We start from the raw sequence: 18,364 nt of genomic DNA, 5'->3' as shown, positions 1-18,364 counted from the left end.
TATGAATTTGCTTAATACCATTAATGACCCGGCCGACATACGGCACCTGACACGTACCCAGCTCAAGCAGCTGGCCGATGAGTTGCGCGCATTCGTGCTGGAATCCGTGTCGGCTACCGGTGGTCATCTGTCGTCGAATCTCGGTACGGTAGAACTGACGATCGCGCTGCATAATGTTTTCAATACGCCGGAAGATCGTATCGTCTGGGACGTCGGTCATCAGACGTATCCGCACAAAATACTGACCGGTCGTCGCGACCAGATGCATAGCCTGCGTCAGATTGACGGCATCTCCGGTTTTCCGCAGCGCGCTGAAAGCCCGTACGATACGTTCGGTACTGCGCATTCATCGACTTCCATCTCTGCTGCATTGGGCATGGCACTGGCTGCCAAAACCAAAGGTGAAGGCCGTCACGCCATCGCTGTGATTGGTGACGGTGCGATGACTGCCGGTATGGCATTCGAAGCGATGAACAATGCCGGTATTCATGACGACATCAACTTGCTGGTCGTGCTGAACGATAACGATATGTCGATCTCGCCGCCAGTAGGTGCATTGAATCGCTACCTGGCGCGCCTGATGTCCGGACAGTTTTATGCTGCCGCAAAAAATGTCGGTAAGACGGTACTGCCTGCGCCTATGCGCGAGCTGGCCAAACGTTTTGAAGAGCATGCGAAAGGCATGATCGTTCCGGCGACGATGTTTGAAGAATTCGGTTTCAACTACATCGGTCCTATCGATGGTCATGACCTCGACTCGCTGATCCCGACATTGCAAAACCTGAAGCATTTGAAAGGTCCGCAATTCCTGCACGTGGTTACGCGTAAAGGTCAGGGCTACAAACTGGCGGAAGCGGATCCTGTGCTGTATCACGGCCCGGGTAAATTCGATCCGGCTGAAGGCATCAAACCAAGCGCGGCCAAGAAAGTGACTTACACCAGTGTATTCGGTGACTGGCTGTGCGACATGGCGGCGGCAGACAAACGTCTGGTCGGTATTACGCCTGCGATGCGCGAAGGTTCCGGCATGGTGGAATTCGAGCGTCGCTTCCCGGATCGTTACTACGATGTCGGCATCGCTGAACAGCACGCGGTGACGTTTGCGGGCGGTATGGCGTGCGAAGGTTTAAAACCAGTCGTCGCCATCTATTCGACTTTCCTGCAACGCGGTTACGATCAACTGATACACGACGTCGCTCTGCAAAACCTGGATGTGACTTTCGCGCTGGATCGCTCCGGCCTGGTCGGTGCTGACGGTGCAACGCATGCCGGTAACTACGACATCGCCTTTCTGCGCTGCATCCCGAATATGGTCATCATGGCTGCATCGGATGAAAACGAATGCCGTCAAATGCTCTCGACCGGCTTCCAGTATCAGGGTCCTGCGGCCGTGCGCTATCCACGCGGTGGCGGCATCGGTGCGACGGTTGGTACTGACCTGGCGACGATACCGCTGGGCACGGGTGAGATCAAACGTGAAGGCAAGGGCATCGCCATCCTCGCGTTCGGCACCATGGTGGCGCCGAGTGTGCAGGCCGGTGAAGAGCTGGATGCAACGGTTGCAAACATGCGCTTCGTCAAACCACTGGATGTGGAATTGCTGAAGCGCCTGGCCGCGACGCATGATGCCATCGTTACGGTAGAAGAAGGTTCCATCATGGGTGGTGCTGGTGCTGCAGTCGCGGAGGCGATGGCGGCAGCAGGTATCGTCAAGCCACTGCTGAATCTGGGCTTGCCGGATGAATTCATCGACCACGGTGATGCTGCCACCTTGCTCGCCTTGTGCGGTCTGGACGCTAAAGGCATTGCTGCATCTATCCGCAAACGCTTCGGTAAAGACCAGCCACGCCTGGTCGTCAATCAGTAAGCGATCGTTTCTGTGCGGCGCTGCAATGGCGCCGCCTATTTAAAGGTTTGCCATGAATACACGCGATCCCGGCCTGAGCGCCATCCCCGACGTACAAAGCACACCCGACACCCGCAGCATTGCGATCCAGCGTGTCGGTGTGAAAGGTGTGCGTTATCCGTTGACGGTAAAGACCTTGTCTGGCGTACAGCCTTCGGTCGGCACATGGAATATGTATGTGCATCTGGCTGAAGCGCAAAAGGGCACGCACATGTCGCGTTTCATCGCGCTGCTGGAAGAGAACACGCAAGCGCTGGACGTGCAAGTGTTTGGCGAAATCATGCGCAAGATGCTGGCTCTGCTGGACGCAGATGCAGGACGTATTGAAGTGTCTTTCCCTTACTTCATCAACAAAACTGCGCCGGTATCCGGTGTGCAGAGCCTGATGGATTATGAAGTCGGTTTCATCGGTGAGCTCAAAAACGACAAGCTGGAAATCACCCTGAAAGTATTGGTGCCCGTCACCAGCCTGTGTCCATGCTCGAAGAAAATCTCCGCCTATGGTGCGCACAACCAGCGCTCGCACATCACGGTGCAGGCTTTGCTCGGTGATGATCTGGTGGTCGAAGAATTGATCGCGAATATCGAGGCACAGGCTTCATGCGAACTGTATGGTTTGCTGAAGCGTCCGGATGAGAAGTATGTGACGGAACGTGCGTATGACAATCCTAAGTTTGTTGAAGATCTGGTGCGCGACGTGGCTGTGATGCTGAACCAGGAACAACGCGTGCTTGCATATACGCTGGAAGCGGAGAACTTTGAATCTATCCATAATCATTCGGCTTATGCGCTGATCGAGATGGATAAGAGATAGTTTGATTTGCTGCATAAAAAAGCCTGCTGCTTGAGCAGGCTTTTTTTATGGAGTGCATGCTTTTGTTTCAAAGGAGCTGATGCTGTTTTTTATGGAGAAGCGTTTTACTGCCCCGTGTCTCGCATACTGGTTTCGATAAAAAACTGACAGCAGCTAAATGTTACGCACCTATATCCCGTACCCTATCCTTCTCCCACAACACATCTGTGCCACCCGCATAGCGATTCAATACACGCGACAGCACAAACATCAAATCCGACAAGCGATTCATATACTGCCGCGGATTGTCATTCAGCTTTTCCGCTTTGCCCAGGCTGACAATGGTGCGTTCGGCACGACGGCAGACCGTGCGGCAAATGTGTGCTTGCGCAGCGGCGCGTGAACCTGCCGGCAGGATGAACTCTTTCAACGCAGGCAGGGTGTTGTTGTACTTCGCCAGCAAGGCATCGAGCCGTGCGACTTGTTCATCATGGACCAAGGTATAGCCGGGTATGCACAGCTCGCCGCCGAGATCGAACAAGTCGTGCTGTATCGAAATCAATTCTTCGCGTAAGGCCGCAGGCAAGTCTTCGCACAACAGTAAGCCTATGTGTGAATTCAGTTCGTCCACGTCGCCCATGGCGTGCACGCGCAGCGCATCCTTATCGACGCGGCTGCCGTCGCCGAGGCCGGTCGTGCCCTTGTCGCCGGTGCGTGTTGCGATTTTTGAAAGTCGGTTGCCCATGAAATTTGTCGTAAGTGGAGGAGAGTTGTGAGGATACGGTAAAAGCGGCGAGCTGAATCCGGTCAGGCAACGCGGATTTGTTTATTTTGCAGTGCAAAAAAGTTTAAATATTATCAATGTGACACTTTTTCTATGTTGGCTATGCTTTAAAACAAGCACTAATCCGATAAGAAAGCGGTGAAAACGGTAAAATCATGCCTTGATAACCGAAGATTGATTGACGCAATGGCAATAAGACTTCCTCCTGTGCACGCACTGTCCGCTTTTGAAGCCGCTGCGCGCCACGGCTCATTTGCGATTGCAGCAGAAGAGCTGTGTATCACGCCATCGGCGTTTTCCCATCGTATCCGCCTGCTGGAAGAGTTCGTCGGCGAACGCCTGTTCCTGCGCGACGGACGCAGCGTCAGCCTGACCGAGTTTGGCCGCCGCTATCTGGATGTGGTGCGCGATGCCTTGCGCTCACTGGCAGATTTTCCGTTGCCGCATCGTCATCCGCTGGCCCAGCCACGCGTCAAGATCACGGTGCCGCCGACTTTCGCGCGTTATCTCTTCTTGCCGCATCTGGCCGATTTCACGGCTTTGTATCCCGATATCACGATCGAAGTGTTCCTCTCGGTACCGCTGTACGACATGGCACTGTCGGAGACCGATCTGGAGATACGTTTTGGTGCCGGCAAGTATCCGGACACGACCACCGAGAAGCTGTTTGAAGAGCCGGTATTCCCGGTTGTCAGCCCGGCTTACCTGGAAAAAATCGGCGGCCTGAAAACCCCCGCTGATCTGCAAAAAGCACAACTGTTGCGTTCCGCGCTGGAACCGTGGCAGGCCTGGTTTGACGTGGCGGGTCTGGACTGGCCGGAACCGGCGACCGGTCTGCGTATCGACGATCTGGGCCTGCTGCTGGAAGCGGTGCGTCACGGTTACGGCGTGGCCCTGACACGCAAGCATTTTGCCGAAGAAATGATCGACAAAGGCGAAGTCGTCCCCTTGTTCGATATCCAATTGACGACACCGCAACATGCTTACTACATGGTCTATGAACAAAGTGTGCGCGAGCGCCCGGAAGTTGTATTGTTCATGAACTGGATGATGGAGCGCTTCAATATGCAAAGGATGGCCTAGCCAGCTCCTCGCAACAAACGAAAAGCAAACGCAATGCTGCGCCGCAGTATGGTGCACAGCGCCGTGCTGCAGTATTGTGTGTACACCTGCATTTTTCTCATCACTTGAATAATTTTCACCCCGGCGGCTAAAGCTTTCAGTCCAGCCGGGCCGTGGTTTCGTTACACTCTGATCAGACCTTGTGCGTCTCTCATTTTGTTAACAGACGCGAAAATTGCAATCAGGATTGATGATGAATACAACTTCGGCACCTCCATTTACAGCGGCGTATCAGCGCACGGTAGTGGACGCATTGCGTGCCGTACTCCCTGAACGTTGCGTACTCTTCAATGAAGAAGATACGCGGCCTTACGAGTGCGACGGTCTGGCTGCTTATGCCCAGTTGCCTATGGTGGTGGTACTGCCGGACACCGAGGCGCAAGTCATCGCTGCCCTCAAGGTGTGCCATGCACTGAAGGTGCCCATCGTGCCGCGTGGTGCCGGTACCGGTTTGTCCGGTGGCGCCTTGCCGATTGCCGATGGCATCGTTCTCTCTACTGCACGTCTCAATAAAATCGTTAAAGTCGATGCGTATGCGCGTACCGCAGTGGTACAGCCCGGCGTACGCAATCTGGCTATCTCCGAAGCGGTAGCACCGTTGGGTTTGTACTACGCACCTGATCCTTCGTCGCAGATCGCCTGCACCATAGGTGGCAACGTTGCTGAAAATTCCGGTGGTGTGCACTGTCTGAAATATGGCCTGACCGTACACAACGTGATGCGCGTGCGCGTCGTCACGATAGAAGGCGATGTGGTTGAACTGGGTAATGCTGCACTCGATGCGCCGGGACTGGATTTGTTATCAGTCTTCGTCGGTTCGGAAGGCATGCTCGGCATGGTGACTGAAGTCACCGTCAAACTGATTCCTAAACCTAAACTGGCACGCGTGATCCTGGCTTCATTTGATGACGTCGTGAAGGGCGGTAATGCAGTCGCCAGCGTCATCGCGGCAGGCATTATCCCGGCTGGCCTGGAGATGATGGACAAGACTTCGTCGCGTATGGTCGAGCCTTTCGTTAAAGCAGGTTATGACATCGACGCAGAAGCAATACTCTTGTGCGAATCGGATGGCATACCGGAAGAAGTCGATGAAGAAATCGCACGCATGACGGAAGTGCTCAAGCACTCCGGCGCAACCGCGATTGCCGTTTCGCAAAACGAAGCAGAGCGCCTGCGTTTCTGGTCTGGTCGCAAGAATGCATTCCCGGCTGCTGGTCGCATCTCTCCCGATTACTACTGTATCGACGGCACCATTCCGCGGCGCAGCCTGGCGGATGTCTTGCTCGGCATCGCCGAGATGGAAGTCAAATACGGTCTGCGTTGCGCCAACGTATTCCACGCTGGTGACGGTAACTTGCACCCGCTGATTTTGTTTGACGCCAACCAGGAAGGTGAATTTCACCGTGCCGAATTGTTCGGTGCAGAAATCCTCGAGATGTGCGTCGCAGTCGGCGGCACCATCACTGGTGAACACGGCGTCGGCCTGGAAAAAATCAACCAGATGTGCGTGCAGTTCTCGCGTGCCGAGATCGATGCATTCCTCGCAGTCAAACGCGCTTTCGACCCAGTCTCGTTGCTGAATCCGACCAAGGCTATCCCGACGCTGCAGCGCTGTGCTGAGTACGGCAAGATGCACGTCAAACGTGGCATGCTGAAGTTTCCTGATTTGCCGCGCTTCTAATTTTCTCAAGGCCAGTATGGAACAGGTAATCGAACAATTTAAAGAGCGCATCCTCGCGGCTGCTGCCAACAAGCAGCCTTTGCGCATACGTGGTGGTGGTACCAAGGATTGGTACGGCCAGGCTCCGGTTGGTGAGTTGCTGGATACGCGCGCCTACAGCGGTGTGGTCGCTTACGATCCGACCGAGCTGGTGATCACGGTACGTGCCGGTACGCCGCTGGCAGAAGTAGAAGCCATCCTGGCGGAACAGAATCAAATGCTGGCTTTCGAGCCGCCGCATTTCGGTCCGGGCGCGACGATAGGCGGCATGGTCGCCAGCGGTTTGTCCGGCCCCGGCCGTGCAGCCGTCGGTGCAACGCGTGATTTCGTACTCGGTGTGGTGCTGATGGATGGCAAGGGCGAGTCCCTGCACTTCGGCGGCCAGGTCATGAAGAACGTCGCCGGCTACGATGTCTCGCGCATGCTGGCAGGTTCGCTGGGTACGCTGGGTTTGTTGCTGGAGGTATCGCTCAAGGTATTGCCGAAGCCGTATGCACAAACCAGTTTGCGTCTCGAGATGGATGAGAAAGATGCGATACGCCGTTTGAACGAATGGGGCGGCCAGCCTTTGCCTATCTCTGCCAGCGCATGGTGTGACGGCACTTTGATGCTGCGTTTGTCCGGTGCGAAAGCGGCGCTGGCGGCAGCACAGCAAACCATAGGCGGTGCAGAAGTTGATGCTGATGATTTCTGGATTGCGATGCGTGAGCAAAGCAATGATTTCTTCACGCAATCAGATGTGTTGTGGCGTTTGTCCGTGCCTTCCACTACTGCGCCTATCGCGCTGCAAGGCCAGCAACTGATCGAATGGGGAGGCGCACAGCGCTGGCTGCGTAGCAATGAAAGCGCAGACGCCATACGTGCTGCTGCGGCTATCGCTGGTGGCCACGCGACGCTGTTCCGTGGTGGCGACAAGGAAGTCGGTGTGTTCCATCCGCTGGCACCTGTGCTGGGTCGCATCCATCAAAACATGAAAAACAATTTTGACCCTGACGGTATTTTTAATCCGGGTCGTATGTACACGCAGTACTAAGCTGCCGCACGCGCGGCGCTACTTTCAGAAGAGTGTAGGAATCAATGCAAACCAACTTAGCCGATTTCATCAAAGATACCCGCGAAGGCCACGAGGCTGATGCGATTCTGCGCAGTTGCGTGCATTGTGGCTTCTGTACCGCCACATGCCCGACCTATCAGCTGCTGGGTGATGAACTGGACGGCCCGCGTGGTCGTATCTATCTGATCAAGCAAGTACTGGAAGGCAAGACACCTACCGCCAAAACCCAGTTGCATCTGGATCGCTGCCTGACCTGCCGCAATTGCGAAACGACTTGCCCGTCCGGCGTGAAGTATGGCCGCCTGGTCGATATCGGCCGCAAGGTGGTCGAAGATCGCGTGCCGTATTCGTTCTCGCAAAAACTGAAACGTACTGCGCTGAAGGAAATACTGCCACGTAAATGGTTGTTCACACCTGCAATGAAAACCGGTCAGCTGTTCCGCCCATTGTTGCCGCAGGCGCTCAAAAACAAAGTGCCACGCGCTGAAAATGCAGGCTCCTGGCCGACCCGTACGCATGAGCGCAAGATGCTTCTGCTCGACGGTTGCGTACAACCGGCGATGTCGCCCAACATCAATGCCGCGACGGCGCGGGTGCTGGATGCGCTTGGCGTGCAATTGGTAGTGGCGCCGAAAGCCGGTTGCTGCGGTGCGATCCGCCATCACCTGAATGACCACGACGGTGCACTGGATGATATGCGTCGCAATATCGATGCCTGGTGGCCGCTGGTATTGGCCGGTGCTGAAGCAATCGTCATGACGGCATCCGGTTGCGGCGCAACGGTCAAGGATTATGGCCATTTGCTGGCGGCAGATCCTGTTTACGCAGAAAAAGCGACGGTGATTTCCAACCTGACCAAAGACTTGAGTGAAATCATGCCTGTGTTCGAAGCAGAACTGGAAGGCAAGTTGAGCGGCAAGATCGCCAAACGCGTGGCTTATCATCCGCCGTGCACGCTGCAACACGGTCAGCAGATACGTGGCAAGGTCGAGGGTGTGTTGCGTGCGGTGGGCGTCGATGTGCAGCTGTGCGGCGATAGTCATCTGTGCTGCGGTTCTGCTGGTACCTACTCGGTGATGCAGCCTGAGCTGTCCTACCAGTTGCGCGATAACAAGCTGGCCAAGCTGGCAGAAACCAAGGCAGAGATGATCGTGTCAGCCAATATCGGCTGCCTGACGCATTTGCAATCGGGTACCGATACGCCGGTCAAGCACTGGATAGAACTGATAGACAGCGCATTGACGGCTGCGCACTAAGCAAATCGTCTGGAATAAAAAATGCTGGCTTACCGTAGGGTATAGCCAGCGTTTTTATTTGTACGGCTTGCTTATTCGGCGAGTAATTTTTTGATGTCGTCGCTTAACTCTTCCGGTTTGGTTTGCGGTGCATAGCGCTTAAACACACTGCCATCCTTGCGGATCAGGAACTTGGTGAAATTCCATTTGATGCCTTCGCTGCCGAGCAGACCGGGCGCTGCGTGCTTCAGGTATTTGTACAGAGGGTCGGCATTGTCGCCATTCACGTCTATCTTGGCAAACAGCGGGAAGCTGACGCCGTAATTCTTTTCACAGAATGCACCTATCTCTGCCGCATCGCCAGGTTCCTGGCTGCCAAACTGATTGCAAGGGAATCCGAGTACCTCTACACCCTGATCGCGGAATTGCTGGTACACCGTTTCCAGTCCCTGGTATTGCGGCGTGAAACCGCATTTGCTGGCGGTGTTCACGATCAGCAGTACTTTGCCGCGATACTGTGCGAGATCGACCGGAGAGCCACCCAGGCTGTTCGGCGTAAAGTCATAAACGGTACTCATACTATCCCCAGATGTTCAGTGCCTTTGCTCAAATCACGATGCTTGGCTTCCTTGCCGTTGAGCTTGATAGACAGGCGCAAATCATTGACCGAATCAGCATTGCGCAATGCATCTTCATAAGAAATCTTGCCGCCTTCATACAAGTCAAACAAAGCCTGGTCAAAAGTCTGCATGCCGAGTTCACGCGACTTCTTCATGATCTCTTTGATTTCATGGACATCGCCTTTAAAGATCAGGTCGGAAACCAGTGGTGAGTTCAGCATGATCTCGACCGCGACGCAGCGGCCCTTGGTTTCTTTTAAAGGGATCAGACGCTGCGAAATCATCGCTTTCAGATTCAGCGATAAATCCATCAGCAATTGCTGGCGACGCTCTTCCGGGAAGAAGTTGACGATACGATCCAGCGCCTGGTTGGAGCTGTTGGCGTGCATGGTGGCGAGGCATAAATGACCGGTTTCGGCGAAGGCAATCGCATAGTCCATGGTTTCACGGTCGCGGATCTCGCCGATGAAGATGACGTCAGGAGCCTGACGCAAAGTATTCTTCAGTGCCACGCCCCAGCCTTCGGTATCGACGCCGATTTCACGTTGTGTGATGACGCAGTTTTTATGCGGATGCACGTATTCGACCGGGTCTTCGATAGTGATGATGTGGCCGTAGCTATGTTCGTTACGGTGACCTATCATCGCTGCCAGCGTGGTCGATTTGCCGGAGCCGGTAGCACCAACCATGATGACCAGGCCGCGCTTGGTCATGACGATATCTTTCAGCGTCTCAGGCACGCCCAGGTCTTCCATGCGTGGGATAGCGGTGGTGATGGTACGCACCACCATGCCGACTTTACCTTGCTGTACGAAAGCAGAGACACGGAAGCGACCAATGCCACCCGGGCTGATCGCGAAATTGCATTCCTTGCTGGCTTCAAATTCCGCAGCCTGCTTGTCACTCATGATGGCGCGCGCCAGTTCGATGGTGTGCGCAGCTGTCAACGGCTGATTCGAGACTTGCGTCATCTTGCCGTCTATCTTGAATGCAGGCGGGAAATCAGCGGTGATGAAAAGATCGGAGCCGTTCTTGCTGAGCATCAGACGCAGCAAGTCGTACATGAATTTGGTGGCTTGATCGCGTTCCATAGTGACTCTCTCTTGGTCTATTTTTTACACCGGCGTATGCTGTGCTGCATTTCCACCTCGCAGCTTGCAAGCTGCTCCGATTCAGGCGGCGCAAAGCATGCTTTGCGCAACCCCGCCTTCATCCTGGGAAGTTGTCAGGCGTCTTGGCAGCAGCACGTGCTGCTGCATTGGAAATCACATTACGTTTCACCAGTTCAGTCAGATTGCTGTCCAGCGTCTGCATGCCGACATTCGCACCGGTCTGGATCGCCGAATACATTTGCGCGATCTTTGCTTCACGGATCAGGTTGCGGATAGCTGGTGTACCGAGCATGATTTCATGTGCCGCCACGCGACCGCTGCCATCTTTGGTTTTGAGCAGGGTTTGCGAAATCACGGCTTGCAGTGATTCAGACAACATCGCACGCACCATTTCTTTTTCATCGCCAGGAAAGACGTCGATGATACGGTCTATGGTTTTTGCCGCAGAGGAGGTGTGCAGGGTGCCGAATACCAGGTGACCGGTTTCCGCCGCGGACAGTGCCAGGCGTATGGTTTCCAGATCGCGCAATTCGCCGACCAGTACTACGTCCGGATCTTCCCGCAGCGCCGAGCGCAAGGCGTTTTCAAACGAATGCGTATGCGGGCCGACTTCGCGCTGGTTGATCAGGCATTTCTTCGAATCGTGCACGAACTCAATAGGATCTTCGATGGTCAGGATATGCGCGTACTCGTTTTCGTTGACGTGATTGACCATCGCCGCCAGTGTGGTCGATTTGCCGGAGCCTGTCGGGCCGGTCACCAGCACCAGGCCGCGTGGCTTCAGTGCGAGGTCGGCAAAGATCTTGGGCGCATTCAAATCTTCCAGGCTCAGGATTTTGGATGGAATGGTACGCAGTACTGCGGCGGCGCCCCGGTCCTGGTTGAAGGCATTGACACGGAAGCGGGCGAGACCGGGAATGGCAAAGGAAAAGTCGATTTCCAGCCGTTCTTCGTACACTTTGCGCTGGCCGTCGTTCATGATGTCATAAATCATGCCGTGCACATCCTTGTGCTCCAGTGGCGGCAAATTGATGCGGCGGACATCGCCATGCACACGGATCATCGGCGGCAGACCGGCTGATAAATGCAGATCGGATGCTTTATTCTTGACGGAGAACGCGAGTAGTTCTGAAATGTCCATTTATAATCCCTGAGCCTGCTGCAAAATAGGCTTTACGCCCTGTATGCGTACCGATGTGATGGTGCGCTTTATTGATGCCTGAATTGATGCCTTAAAGAACTTTGATTATGTCTGTAATACGCCAAAACTTGCAAGCTGTGCGTCAGCGTATCACCGACGCCGCGAACAGCGCGCAACGCGATGTGCACGGCGTGGAATTACTGGCGGTATCCAAGACCTTCGGGGCCGATGCCGTGATTGCCGCAGCCGAAGCCGGGCAGGGTGCTTTTGGTGAAAACTACCTGCAGGAAGCGCTGGAGAAGATTGCCGAGGTCAGGGCGACACGCCCTGATTTGCAGCTGGAATGGCATTTCATCGGCCCCATCCAGAGCAACAAGACCCGTCCCATCGCCGAACACTTCGACTGGGTGCATTCGGTCGACCGCCTGAAAATCGCCCAGCGCCTGTCCGAGCAGCGTCCCGCCGGGTTGCCGCCGCTGAATGTCTGTTTGCAGGTGAATATCAGCGGTGAAGCCAGTAAAAGCGGTGTTTTGCCAGCAGAAGCGCTGACGGTGGCACAGGCGATCGCAGCCTTGCCGCGGTTGCAGCTGCGCGGACTGATGGCGATACCTGAAGCGGCCGGTGATGCAGAACAACAACGCGCACCATTCAGGCAAATGCACACTTTGCTTGATCAATTGCGTGCAGAGGGATTAAAACTGGATACATTATCCATGGGGATGTCTGGAGACATGGCAGCAGCCATCGCCGAAGGCGCCACTATAGTGCGGATAGGATCCGCGATTTTTGGTACAAGGGAATATGCAAAATAATTTAAAAATCAGTTTCATCGGTGGCGGCAATATGGCTGCTGCCCTGATAGGTGGCCTCGCAGGTAAGTTGACCGCGGCGGCCAATATTCATGTGGTCGATATCAATGCCGATTCGCTGGCGAAATTACAACAGCAGTTCCGCGTCAGAACCTCAGCTGAAATCGACGCAACGCTGGCTGGCAGCGAGGTCATCGTACTGGCTGTCAAACCGCAGCAAATGAAGGGCGTCGTAGCGCAACTGGTGCCGCATATTAATGGGCAACTGGTATTGTCGATCGCTGCGGGTATACGCGCGGTAGATTTGTCGCGCTGGCTGAAAGGACACAACGCCATTGTCCGTACCATGCCGAATACCCCGGCATTGATAGGTAAGGGCATCACCGGTATGGTGGCGACGGCAGGCGTTAGTGCGGAGCAGCGTGCGGCAGCGGATGCCATCATGCGCGCAGTCGGTGAGACCGTGTGGCTGGATGATGAAAAACTGATTGATCCGGTGACAGCTGTCTCCGGCAGCGGTCCGGCCTATGTGTTTTACTTTATCGAGGCGATGCAGCAAGCGGCGCAGGAAATGGGGCTGACCGCAGAGCAGGGCAATGCGCTGGCCATTTCGACCTTTGTCGGTGCGGCGCATCTGGCAGAACAATCGGCTGATCCGGTTGGTGTATTGCGTGAACGCGTTACCTCCAAAGGTGGTACTACTTACGCTGCATTGACCAGCATGGAAGCCAGTGGCGTCAAGCAATCCATTATCACTGCCATGAAAGCTGCTGCGGCACGCGGTCAGGCGCTGGGTGAGGAATTCGGTCAGGATTAGGAATTCAGCAGCAGTTCACGATTGCTGCGCAGATGTAAAAAGGCCGGATGTCTGACAGACATCCGGCCTTTTGTTTTCATGCCGGCCTCAGGCCTGCGTTTGATTAATTGCCAAGGATGATCTGTGCAATCACACCGGTTGCAATCGCGATCAGTACATAATCACCACCGGTTTGTACCCAGTTATAGCCACGCGGCGGCGGCGTCAGGTGATGTCCGCGCCAGTCGTTGACGACATATTGGTGGCCACGATATTCGCGTGGGATATGACCACCTTTGTAGAAGTTATGGCTAGGTCCTGCACCGCGACCTTCGCGTCGGTTGTCATGCCTGCCATCATGCTTGCTGACGTGTTTATTCCCATGTTTGTCGCCGTATTTATTGTTGTGCGGGTTGCCTTGTGGACCGCGATCCGGGCCTGGGCCACGTTGCGATTGTTCGTTGCGGCCACGGTCACCGCCGCGGTCATAGCCCTGGGCAAATGCTGCACTGCTGGCCAACAGAGTCACCGTCATGATCGACGAAATAATTATTTTGCTCTTCATCTCTGCTCCTTGTAATGGCGAAAATGCCTCCGTATTGCATACATGTGTAAACACGATGATACGGTGTACTCATTAAAGCGAAAAAAGACCCGGGTGTGCATGCTTTTTTGGTAAGGCCTGTTACCAAATGTTTCTGCGTGCCACCACGATAAGGCCTATGCCTGTGCGGAAAATGCAGGGTGATAACTTACTACTCCTTGCGCAGAACCTGTCTGTAAAGGCAGGGCGAGAAAGTACTCTGCTGGCAAATCCGGATAAGTCAGGGCGCAGTTGTGTCTGAAGCCGAAGCGTTGGTAGTAGGCCGGGTCGCCTGCCACCACGCAACCTTGTGCCTGGTCTGCGCGTAGCAAGCTCAGCCCCGTTTCGATCAGGGTGGTACCTATCCCAAGTTTTTGTTTTTCAGGTAATACCGATATGGGCCCCAGACCATACCAGCCGTGACTGCCGTCTGAAATGCTGACAGGAGAAAACGCGATATGTCCCACTACCTGTCCGTCTACTTCAGCAAGCAGCGATAGCGCGAGTGCATCTGCTGCACGCAAGGCAGCAATGATAAGGTGTTCTGTCTGATCGCTATGCGGATGATCCTGGAACGCAGCGTGCGTTACCGCAGCGATTGCATCTGCATCGTCAGCTCGTTCCGGACGTATGTGCATACTTGTTTATTCCTTTGCCGCCAGCGGCACGCGCCTGACAGTGGACTCGGGATATGGGTATTCCATATGACGTGCGGTGGCGCGTGCGACATCTTCACCGCAGTAGTTTTTGACGACGATGAGTGCCATATCGATACCGGCGGAAATGCCGGCAGAGGTCAGTACATAGCCTTGCTCAACGACTTGCAATGTCGAGTCCACCGTGACGTTCGGGAATAGCTCCTGCATCCAGTCGAGTGAGCGCCAGTGTGTGGTTGCACGCAAGCCATCCAGCAAGCCTGCGTTGCCTAGAACCAGTGCGCCGGTACAAACTGATGTGAGGGTTTCCACTTGCGCCGCCTGTGCGTTGACAAAGTTCAGCATGGCCGGATTATGCATTTCCCTGCGTGTGCCCCAGCCACCGGGAACCAGCAGGATGTCCAGCGGTGGACAGAGTGTATAAGTAGTGTCGGGCAGCACGCGCATGCCGCCGGTGGTGACGATGGGTTGCTCATGCTCGGCTATTAGCACTACTTCGAATGGCGAAGGTTCTTCACGTCGCTTTTCGCTGTTGATGCGCGTGACGGAAAAGACTTCATAGGGGCCGCAATAGTCCAGTACTTCAACGTCATCAAAAATGACTATGCCTACACGTTTGCGATTCATCATCGACTCCCACGGTTATCGGATAGGAACAGACTGCTTAGTTGGTTGCATGTGCCTTGCTGACGCTCTCGCCGTCATTCGGACGCAAGGTCCAGAATGACAGCGAGGATAATATGGTTAATCCGCCCAGTGTAAGGAAGGCATGGTGCAAGGCATTGCCGACCGCAGCGCGATCAGATTGCGGCAAGTCGCCCAGATACCACGCTGCGATGATGGAGCCAAATGCGAGGCCGAAGCTCATCGACATTTGCTGCATCGAGCTGGCGATAGTGCTGGCCATGCTGGAGTCTTCCGAATTGATATCCGAATAGGCCATCGAATTCATGCTGGAAAACTGCAGCGAATTAAAGAAGCCCTGCGCCAGTCCGAGCAAGAGAATCACCGCGATAGGCGTACCTGGTGTGATGATGGAAAACAGTGAAATCGTGATGCCTATCATCACCGTATTGACGATCAGAACCTTGCGATAACCGAAGTGGCCAAGTACACGTACCGAGATCAGTTTCATTAGCATCGCTGCCGCAGCAGTCGGCATCATCAACAAGCCGGATTGCCAGGCGGGCAGGCCGAGTCCTAGCTGGTACAGCAACGGCAACAGGAAGGGCAGACCACCGACACCGAGGCGTGTGATGAAGCCGCCGAATACCGAGACGCGGAAGGTGCGGGTTTTAAACAGTGCCAGTTGCAGCAGCGGATGCAAGGTGCGCCGTGCATGCAAGACATAGGCGCCCAGCAAGGCGATGGAGATGATGAACAGTATGGTGGTCGAGGTTGCATCCAGATAGTGTTCGCCAAATATCTCCAGTATCCACGACATCAGCGCAACGCCGGAGCCGAACAAAACCAGACCTATGATATCCAGCGGACGCGGCGAGTCCGAGCGATAGTCGGGCATATGCTTATGGATCATCCATTGCGCTGCCAGTCCTATCGGCACATTGACGAAGAAGATAGCTTGCCACGGCAGCCAGTGCACGATGAGTCCGCCTACCGTAGGGCCTAGCAACGGTCCGATCAAAGCCGGGATGATGACAAAGTTCATCGCCGACAATAGTTCTGATTTCGGGAAGGTGCGTATCACCGTCAGGCGGCCGACCGGCATCATCATCGCCGCGCTGAAGCCTTGCAATATGCGCGCCGCGACCAGCATCGGCACGTTCACCGACAGGCCGCACAGGATGGAGGAAAAAGTAAACAAGCCAACCGCAACACTGAAGACGCGACGTGTACCGAAACGATCTGCCATCCAGCCACTGATCGGTATCGATACTGCGAGTGCCAGGATGTAGGAACTGACGACTGCTTTCAGGCTGAGCGGTGTGACATTCAGGCTGGCCGCCATCGCAGGTACGGCGGTGTTGATAATCGTGGAGTCGAGTTGCTCCATGAATAGCGCAATCGCCACCACCCAGGGCAAATACCGTTTGACCGTGGCTGCGTCTGTCGTATTTGCGTTGGGTGGAATGGCGGACATGGATGCTTACCTGATCAGCGCAATAGATAATCCAGCGCGACGCCGCCGAAGATGGCAGCACCCAGCCAGTTGTTATGACGGAAGGCCGCGAAGCAACCGGCGCGTCCGCGATCTCGTATCAGAGTGTAATGATAAATCGCGCAAGCGACTGCGAGCAGCAAGCCGGCAACGAACCAGATGCGCAAGCCGAACTGCCAGCCTATCACGCCTATGATGCCCAGGGTCACCGCGTAGCAAAACATAACGATAACGACATCGTAAGAGCCGAAGGTGATGGCCGATGTCTTCATGCCCAGCTTCAGGTCATCTTCGCGGTCGACCATCGCATATTCGGTGTCGTAAGCGACGGCCCAGAAAATGTTTGCTACCAGCAGCAGCCATGCCGCAGCCGGTACGGTATTTTGTACTGCGGCAAAACTCATGGGGATGCCGAAGCCAAATGCGATGCCGAGGTAAGCCTGCGGAATCGCAAAGAAGCGTTTGAAGTAAGGATAGGTGGCGGCGATGATGACGGCTGCGATGGAGAGCTGTTTGGTCAGCGTATTCAGCGGCCAGATCAATGCAAATGAAACCAGTGCGAGGACCAGTGCCACCAATACTGCTTCATACGGTTTGATCTTGCCGCTGGTGACCGGACGCTCTACCGTACGTTGCACATGTTTGTCGAAATCACGATCTGCGTAATCGTTGATGGCGCAGCCGGCGGAGCGCATCAGGACGGTACCTAATGTGAAGATGGCGACCAGCGTCCAGTCCGGTTTACCATTGGACGCCATCCACAAGGCCCACAGCGTAGGCCAGAGCAGCAGCAAAATGCCTATCGGTTTATCAAGGCGGATCAGGCGGAAATACAGTTGAAGACGATTCATCTAGCGGTAAGAACTTAATGCAAAGGGAAAACAGTCTGATGCACAAGCATCAGGCTTCGGTCAGTGGTTCGTCGGGCAGCATGGTGACGCCGTGCAAATCGCAGGACAACAATGCTTGTCGTACGGCCTCGATGGCAGCACCGCGCGTAAAGCTCTTGCGCCAGACCAGTACCACGCGACGCGAGGGGCCTGGTTGTGTAAACGGGATGTAACGCAGCATGCCATCCTTGGCTTGCATGTCGGGTATCGACGCTTGCGGCAAGACCGTAATGCCGATGCCGGAAGCCACCATGTGGCGTATGGTTTCCAGCGACGAACCTTCAAAGGTACGCGCAATTCCATCTCCGGAAGTCGAGAAGCGTGACATCTCCGGGCATACTTCCAGTACCTGATCGCGGAAGCAATGGCCATTGCCGAGCAGGAGCATGGTTTCTGATTTCAGGTCATCGGTACTGACACTGTCACGCGTGGCCCACTCGTGCTGTTTAGGTACGGCGACGACAAACGGTTCGTCATACACAGGTTGCACCAGCAAGCCCTGATCCGGGAATGGCAGCGCAACGATGGCGGCATCCAGCTCACCCTGGCGCAGCAACTCCAGTAGCTTGACGGTGAAATTTTCTTGCAGCACCAGCGGCATTTGCGGCACGCGTTCTATGATGGTTTTCACCAGTGGCGGTAACAGATACGGTGCGATGGTGTAAATGATGCCGAGGCGGAAAGGGCCGACCAGCGGGTCTTTATTCTGTTTCGCGATTTCCTTGATGGCGGCGGTTTGTTCCAGCACGCGTTCGGCTTGCGCGACGATTTGTGCGCCCAGCGGCGTCATCGAAATTTCGCTGCCGCCACGTTCGAACAAGGTGACGCCCAACTCATCTTCGAGTTTCTTGATGGCGACGGAAAGGGTAGGTTGCGCTACGAAGCATGCTTCTGCTGCATGGCCGAAATGCTTTTCACGGGCGACGGCAACTATATATTTGAGTTCGGTAAGCGTCATGGTGGGGTCTTTGCCTTCGGGTCTGTAACTGAGCCTGCATCCGGGCATGACGCCGGGGTATAGGCC

18 protein-coding genes are annotated in these 18,364 nt (G+C 55.0%); 8 read left to right on the top strand and 10 right to left on the bottom strand.

Annotated elements, in window-relative coordinates:
- Position 1: 1 nt before the first annotated feature.
- Positions 2-1,867, top strand: a complete 1,866-nt coding sequence (gene dxs, locus DBR37_RS16895; protein WP_124575643.1) for a 1-deoxy-D-xylulose-5-phosphate synthase — start codon at positions 2-4, stop codon at positions 1,865-1,867.
- Positions 1,868-1,919: 52 nt separating this feature from the next.
- The gene (gene folE2, locus DBR37_RS16890) at positions 1,920-2,720 is read left to right on the top strand and encodes a GTP cyclohydrolase FolE2 (RefSeq protein ID WP_124575642.1); all 801 of its coding nucleotides are present in this window, start codon (positions 1,920-1,922) and stop codon (positions 2,718-2,720) included.
- A gap of 160 nt (positions 2,721-2,880) precedes the next feature.
- On the opposite strand, the gene DBR37_RS16885 is transcribed toward folE2, so the two are convergent.
- Positions 2,881-3,444, bottom strand: coding sequence for a cob(I)yrinic acid a,c-diamide adenosyltransferase (locus DBR37_RS16885; protein WP_124575641.1), 564 nt, complete (start codon positions 3,442-3,444; stop codon positions 2,881-2,883).
- Positions 3,445-3,669: 225 nt separating this feature from the next.
- Here DBR37_RS16885 and DBR37_RS16880 point away from each other — a divergent pair, with 225 nt between their 5' ends.
- The 4 genes from DBR37_RS16880 to glcF all read left to right on the top strand — a co-directional run bounded on the left by DBR37_RS16880 (position 3,670) and on the right by glcF (position 8,635).
- Positions 3,670-4,566, top strand: a complete 897-nt coding sequence (locus DBR37_RS16880; RefSeq protein ID WP_124575640.1) for a LysR substrate-binding domain-containing protein — start codon at positions 3,670-3,672, stop codon at positions 4,564-4,566.
- Between the two features lie 232 nt (positions 4,567-4,798).
- Positions 4,799-6,286, top strand: coding sequence for an FAD-linked oxidase C-terminal domain-containing protein (locus DBR37_RS16875; RefSeq protein ID WP_124575660.1), 1,488 nt, complete (start codon positions 4,799-4,801; stop codon positions 6,284-6,286).
- 16 nt (positions 6,287-6,302) lie between these two features.
- A complete protein-coding gene (gene glcE / locus DBR37_RS16870) occupies positions 6,303-7,358 on the top strand; it encodes a glycolate oxidase subunit GlcE (RefSeq protein WP_124575639.1) in 1,056 nt (351 codons plus the stop codon).
- Positions 7,359-7,402: 44 nt separating this feature from the next.
- Entirely contained in the window at positions 7,403-8,635 is a 1,233-nt protein-coding gene (glcF, locus tag DBR37_RS16865; protein WP_124575638.1) for a glycolate oxidase subunit GlcF, read from the top strand.
- Positions 8,636-8,706: 71 nt separating this feature from the next.
- Here glcF and DBR37_RS16860 read toward each other — a convergent pair whose 3' ends face one another.
- The 3 genes from DBR37_RS16860 to DBR37_RS16850 form a co-directional block, all read right to left on the bottom strand.
- Positions 8,707-9,192 carry a glutathione peroxidase gene (locus DBR37_RS16860; RefSeq protein WP_124575637.1) on the bottom strand — a complete coding sequence of 162 codons (486 nt, stop codon included), beginning with the start codon at positions 9,190-9,192 and terminating at the stop codon, positions 8,707-8,709.
- The gene (locus DBR37_RS16855) at positions 9,189-10,325 is read right to left on the bottom strand and encodes a PilT/PilU family type 4a pilus ATPase (protein ID WP_124575636.1); all 1,137 of its coding nucleotides are present in this window, start codon (positions 10,323-10,325) and stop codon (positions 9,189-9,191) included. The genes DBR37_RS16860 and DBR37_RS16855 overlap by 4 nt, the downstream gene beginning before the upstream one ends.
- A gap of 118 nt (positions 10,326-10,443) precedes the next feature.
- The gene (locus DBR37_RS16850) at positions 10,444-11,487 is read right to left on the bottom strand and encodes a type IV pilus twitching motility protein PilT (protein WP_124575635.1); all 1,044 of its coding nucleotides are present in this window, start codon (positions 11,485-11,487) and stop codon (positions 10,444-10,446) included.
- Between the two features lie 107 nt (positions 11,488-11,594).
- Here DBR37_RS16850 and DBR37_RS16845 point away from each other — a divergent pair, with 107 nt between their 5' ends.
- Both DBR37_RS16845 and proC read left to right on the top strand, forming a co-directional pair.
- Positions 11,595-12,299 carry a YggS family pyridoxal phosphate-dependent enzyme gene (locus DBR37_RS16845; protein ID WP_124575634.1) on the top strand — a complete coding sequence of 235 codons (705 nt, stop codon included), beginning with the start codon at positions 11,595-11,597 and terminating at the stop codon, positions 12,297-12,299.
- The gene (proC, locus tag DBR37_RS16840; RefSeq protein WP_124575633.1) at positions 12,289-13,113 is read left to right on the top strand and encodes a pyrroline-5-carboxylate reductase; all 825 of its coding nucleotides are present in this window, start codon (positions 12,289-12,291) and stop codon (positions 13,111-13,113) included. The genes DBR37_RS16845 and proC overlap by 11 nt, the downstream gene beginning before the upstream one ends.
- Before the next feature lie 103 nt (positions 13,114-13,216).
- Here proC and DBR37_RS16835 read toward each other — a convergent pair whose 3' ends face one another.
- The 6 genes from DBR37_RS16835 to DBR37_RS16810 form a co-directional block, all read right to left on the bottom strand.
- Positions 13,217-13,657: an RcnB family protein gene (locus tag DBR37_RS16835; RefSeq protein ID WP_124575632.1), complete on the bottom strand. Its 441-nt coding sequence runs from the start codon at positions 13,655-13,657 to the stop codon at positions 13,217-13,219.
- A gap of 155 nt (positions 13,658-13,812) precedes the next feature.
- Positions 13,813-14,313, bottom strand: coding sequence for a GNAT family N-acetyltransferase (locus DBR37_RS16830; RefSeq protein ID WP_124575631.1), 501 nt, complete (start codon positions 14,311-14,313; stop codon positions 13,813-13,815).
- Between the two features lie 6 nt (positions 14,314-14,319).
- Complete coding sequence (locus DBR37_RS16825; RefSeq protein ID WP_233588415.1) at positions 14,320-14,961, bottom strand: DJ-1/PfpI family protein; 642 nt, start codon at positions 14,959-14,961, stop codon at positions 14,320-14,322.
- A 34-nt stretch (positions 14,962-14,995) separates the two neighbouring features.
- Complete coding sequence (locus tag DBR37_RS16820) at positions 14,996-16,432, bottom strand: DHA2 family efflux MFS transporter permease subunit (protein WP_124575630.1); 1,437 nt, start codon at positions 16,430-16,432, stop codon at positions 14,996-14,998.
- 14 nt (positions 16,433-16,446) lie between these two features.
- Entirely contained in the window at positions 16,447-17,301 is an 855-nt protein-coding gene (gene ubiA / locus DBR37_RS16815; protein ID WP_124575629.1) for a 4-hydroxybenzoate octaprenyltransferase, read from the bottom strand.
- A 49-nt stretch (positions 17,302-17,350) separates the two neighbouring features.
- Positions 17,351-18,298: a LysR substrate-binding domain-containing protein gene (locus DBR37_RS16810; RefSeq protein WP_124575628.1), complete on the bottom strand. Its 948-nt coding sequence runs from the start codon at positions 18,296-18,298 to the stop codon at positions 17,351-17,353.
- Positions 18,299-18,364: the final 66 nt, after the last annotated feature.

The organism is Herminiimonas sp. KBW02 (assembly GCF_003852535.1).
Taxonomy (GTDB): Bacteria; Pseudomonadota; Gammaproteobacteria; order Burkholderiales; family Burkholderiaceae_D; genus Oxalicibacterium.
Note: the sequence above shows the minus strand (reverse complement) of the source record. Positions and strands in the feature narration are given on the sequence as shown.

Coding starts and splice junctions, on each gene's coding strand:
- dxs (WP_124575643.1), top strand. CDS start 2: ATGAATTTGCTTAATACCATTAATGACCCGGCCGACATACGGCACCTG.
- folE2 (WP_124575642.1), top strand. CDS start 1,920: ATGAATACACGCGATCCCGGCCTGAGCGCCATCCCCGACGTACAAAGC.
- DBR37_RS16885 (WP_124575641.1), bottom strand. CDS start 3,444: ATGGGCAACCGACTTTCAAAAATCGCAACACGCACCGGCGACAAGGGC.
- DBR37_RS16880 (WP_124575640.1), top strand. CDS start 3,670: ATGGCAATAAGACTTCCTCCTGTGCACGCACTGTCCGCTTTTGAAGCC.
- DBR37_RS16875 (WP_124575660.1), top strand. CDS start 4,799: ATGAATACAACTTCGGCACCTCCATTTACAGCGGCGTATCAGCGCACG.
- glcE (WP_124575639.1), top strand. CDS start 6,303: ATGGAACAGGTAATCGAACAATTTAAAGAGCGCATCCTCGCGGCTGCT.
- glcF (WP_124575638.1), top strand. CDS start 7,403: ATGCAAACCAACTTAGCCGATTTCATCAAAGATACCCGCGAAGGCCAC.
- DBR37_RS16860 (WP_124575637.1), bottom strand. CDS start 9,192: ATGAGTACCGTTTATGACTTTACGCCGAACAGCCTGGGTGGCTCTCCG.
- DBR37_RS16855 (WP_124575636.1), bottom strand. CDS start 10,325: ATGGAACGCGATCAAGCCACCAAATTCATGTACGACTTGCTGCGTCTG.
- DBR37_RS16850 (WP_124575635.1), bottom strand. CDS start 11,487: ATGGACATTTCAGAACTACTCGCGTTCTCCGTCAAGAATAAAGCATCC.
- DBR37_RS16845 (WP_124575634.1), top strand. CDS start 11,595: ATGTCTGTAATACGCCAAAACTTGCAAGCTGTGCGTCAGCGTATCACC.
- proC (WP_124575633.1), top strand. CDS start 12,289: ATGCAAAATAATTTAAAAATCAGTTTCATCGGTGGCGGCAATATGGCT.
- DBR37_RS16835 (WP_124575632.1), bottom strand. CDS start 13,657: ATGAAGAGCAAAATAATTATTTCGTCGATCATGACGGTGACTCTGTTG.
- DBR37_RS16830 (WP_124575631.1), bottom strand. CDS start 14,313: ATGCACATACGTCCGGAACGAGCTGACGATGCAGATGCAATCGCTGCG.
- DBR37_RS16825 (WP_233588415.1), bottom strand. CDS start 14,961: ATGATGAATCGCAAACGTGTAGGCATAGTCATTTTTGATGACGTTGAA.
- DBR37_RS16820 (WP_124575630.1), bottom strand. CDS start 16,432: ATGTCCGCCATTCCACCCAACGCAAATACGACAGACGCAGCCACGGTC.
- ubiA (WP_124575629.1), bottom strand. CDS start 17,301: ATGAATCGTCTTCAACTGTATTTCCGCCTGATCCGCCTTGATAAACCG.
- DBR37_RS16810 (WP_124575628.1), bottom strand. CDS start 18,298: ATGACGCTTACCGAACTCAAATATATAGTTGCCGTCGCCCGTGAAAAG.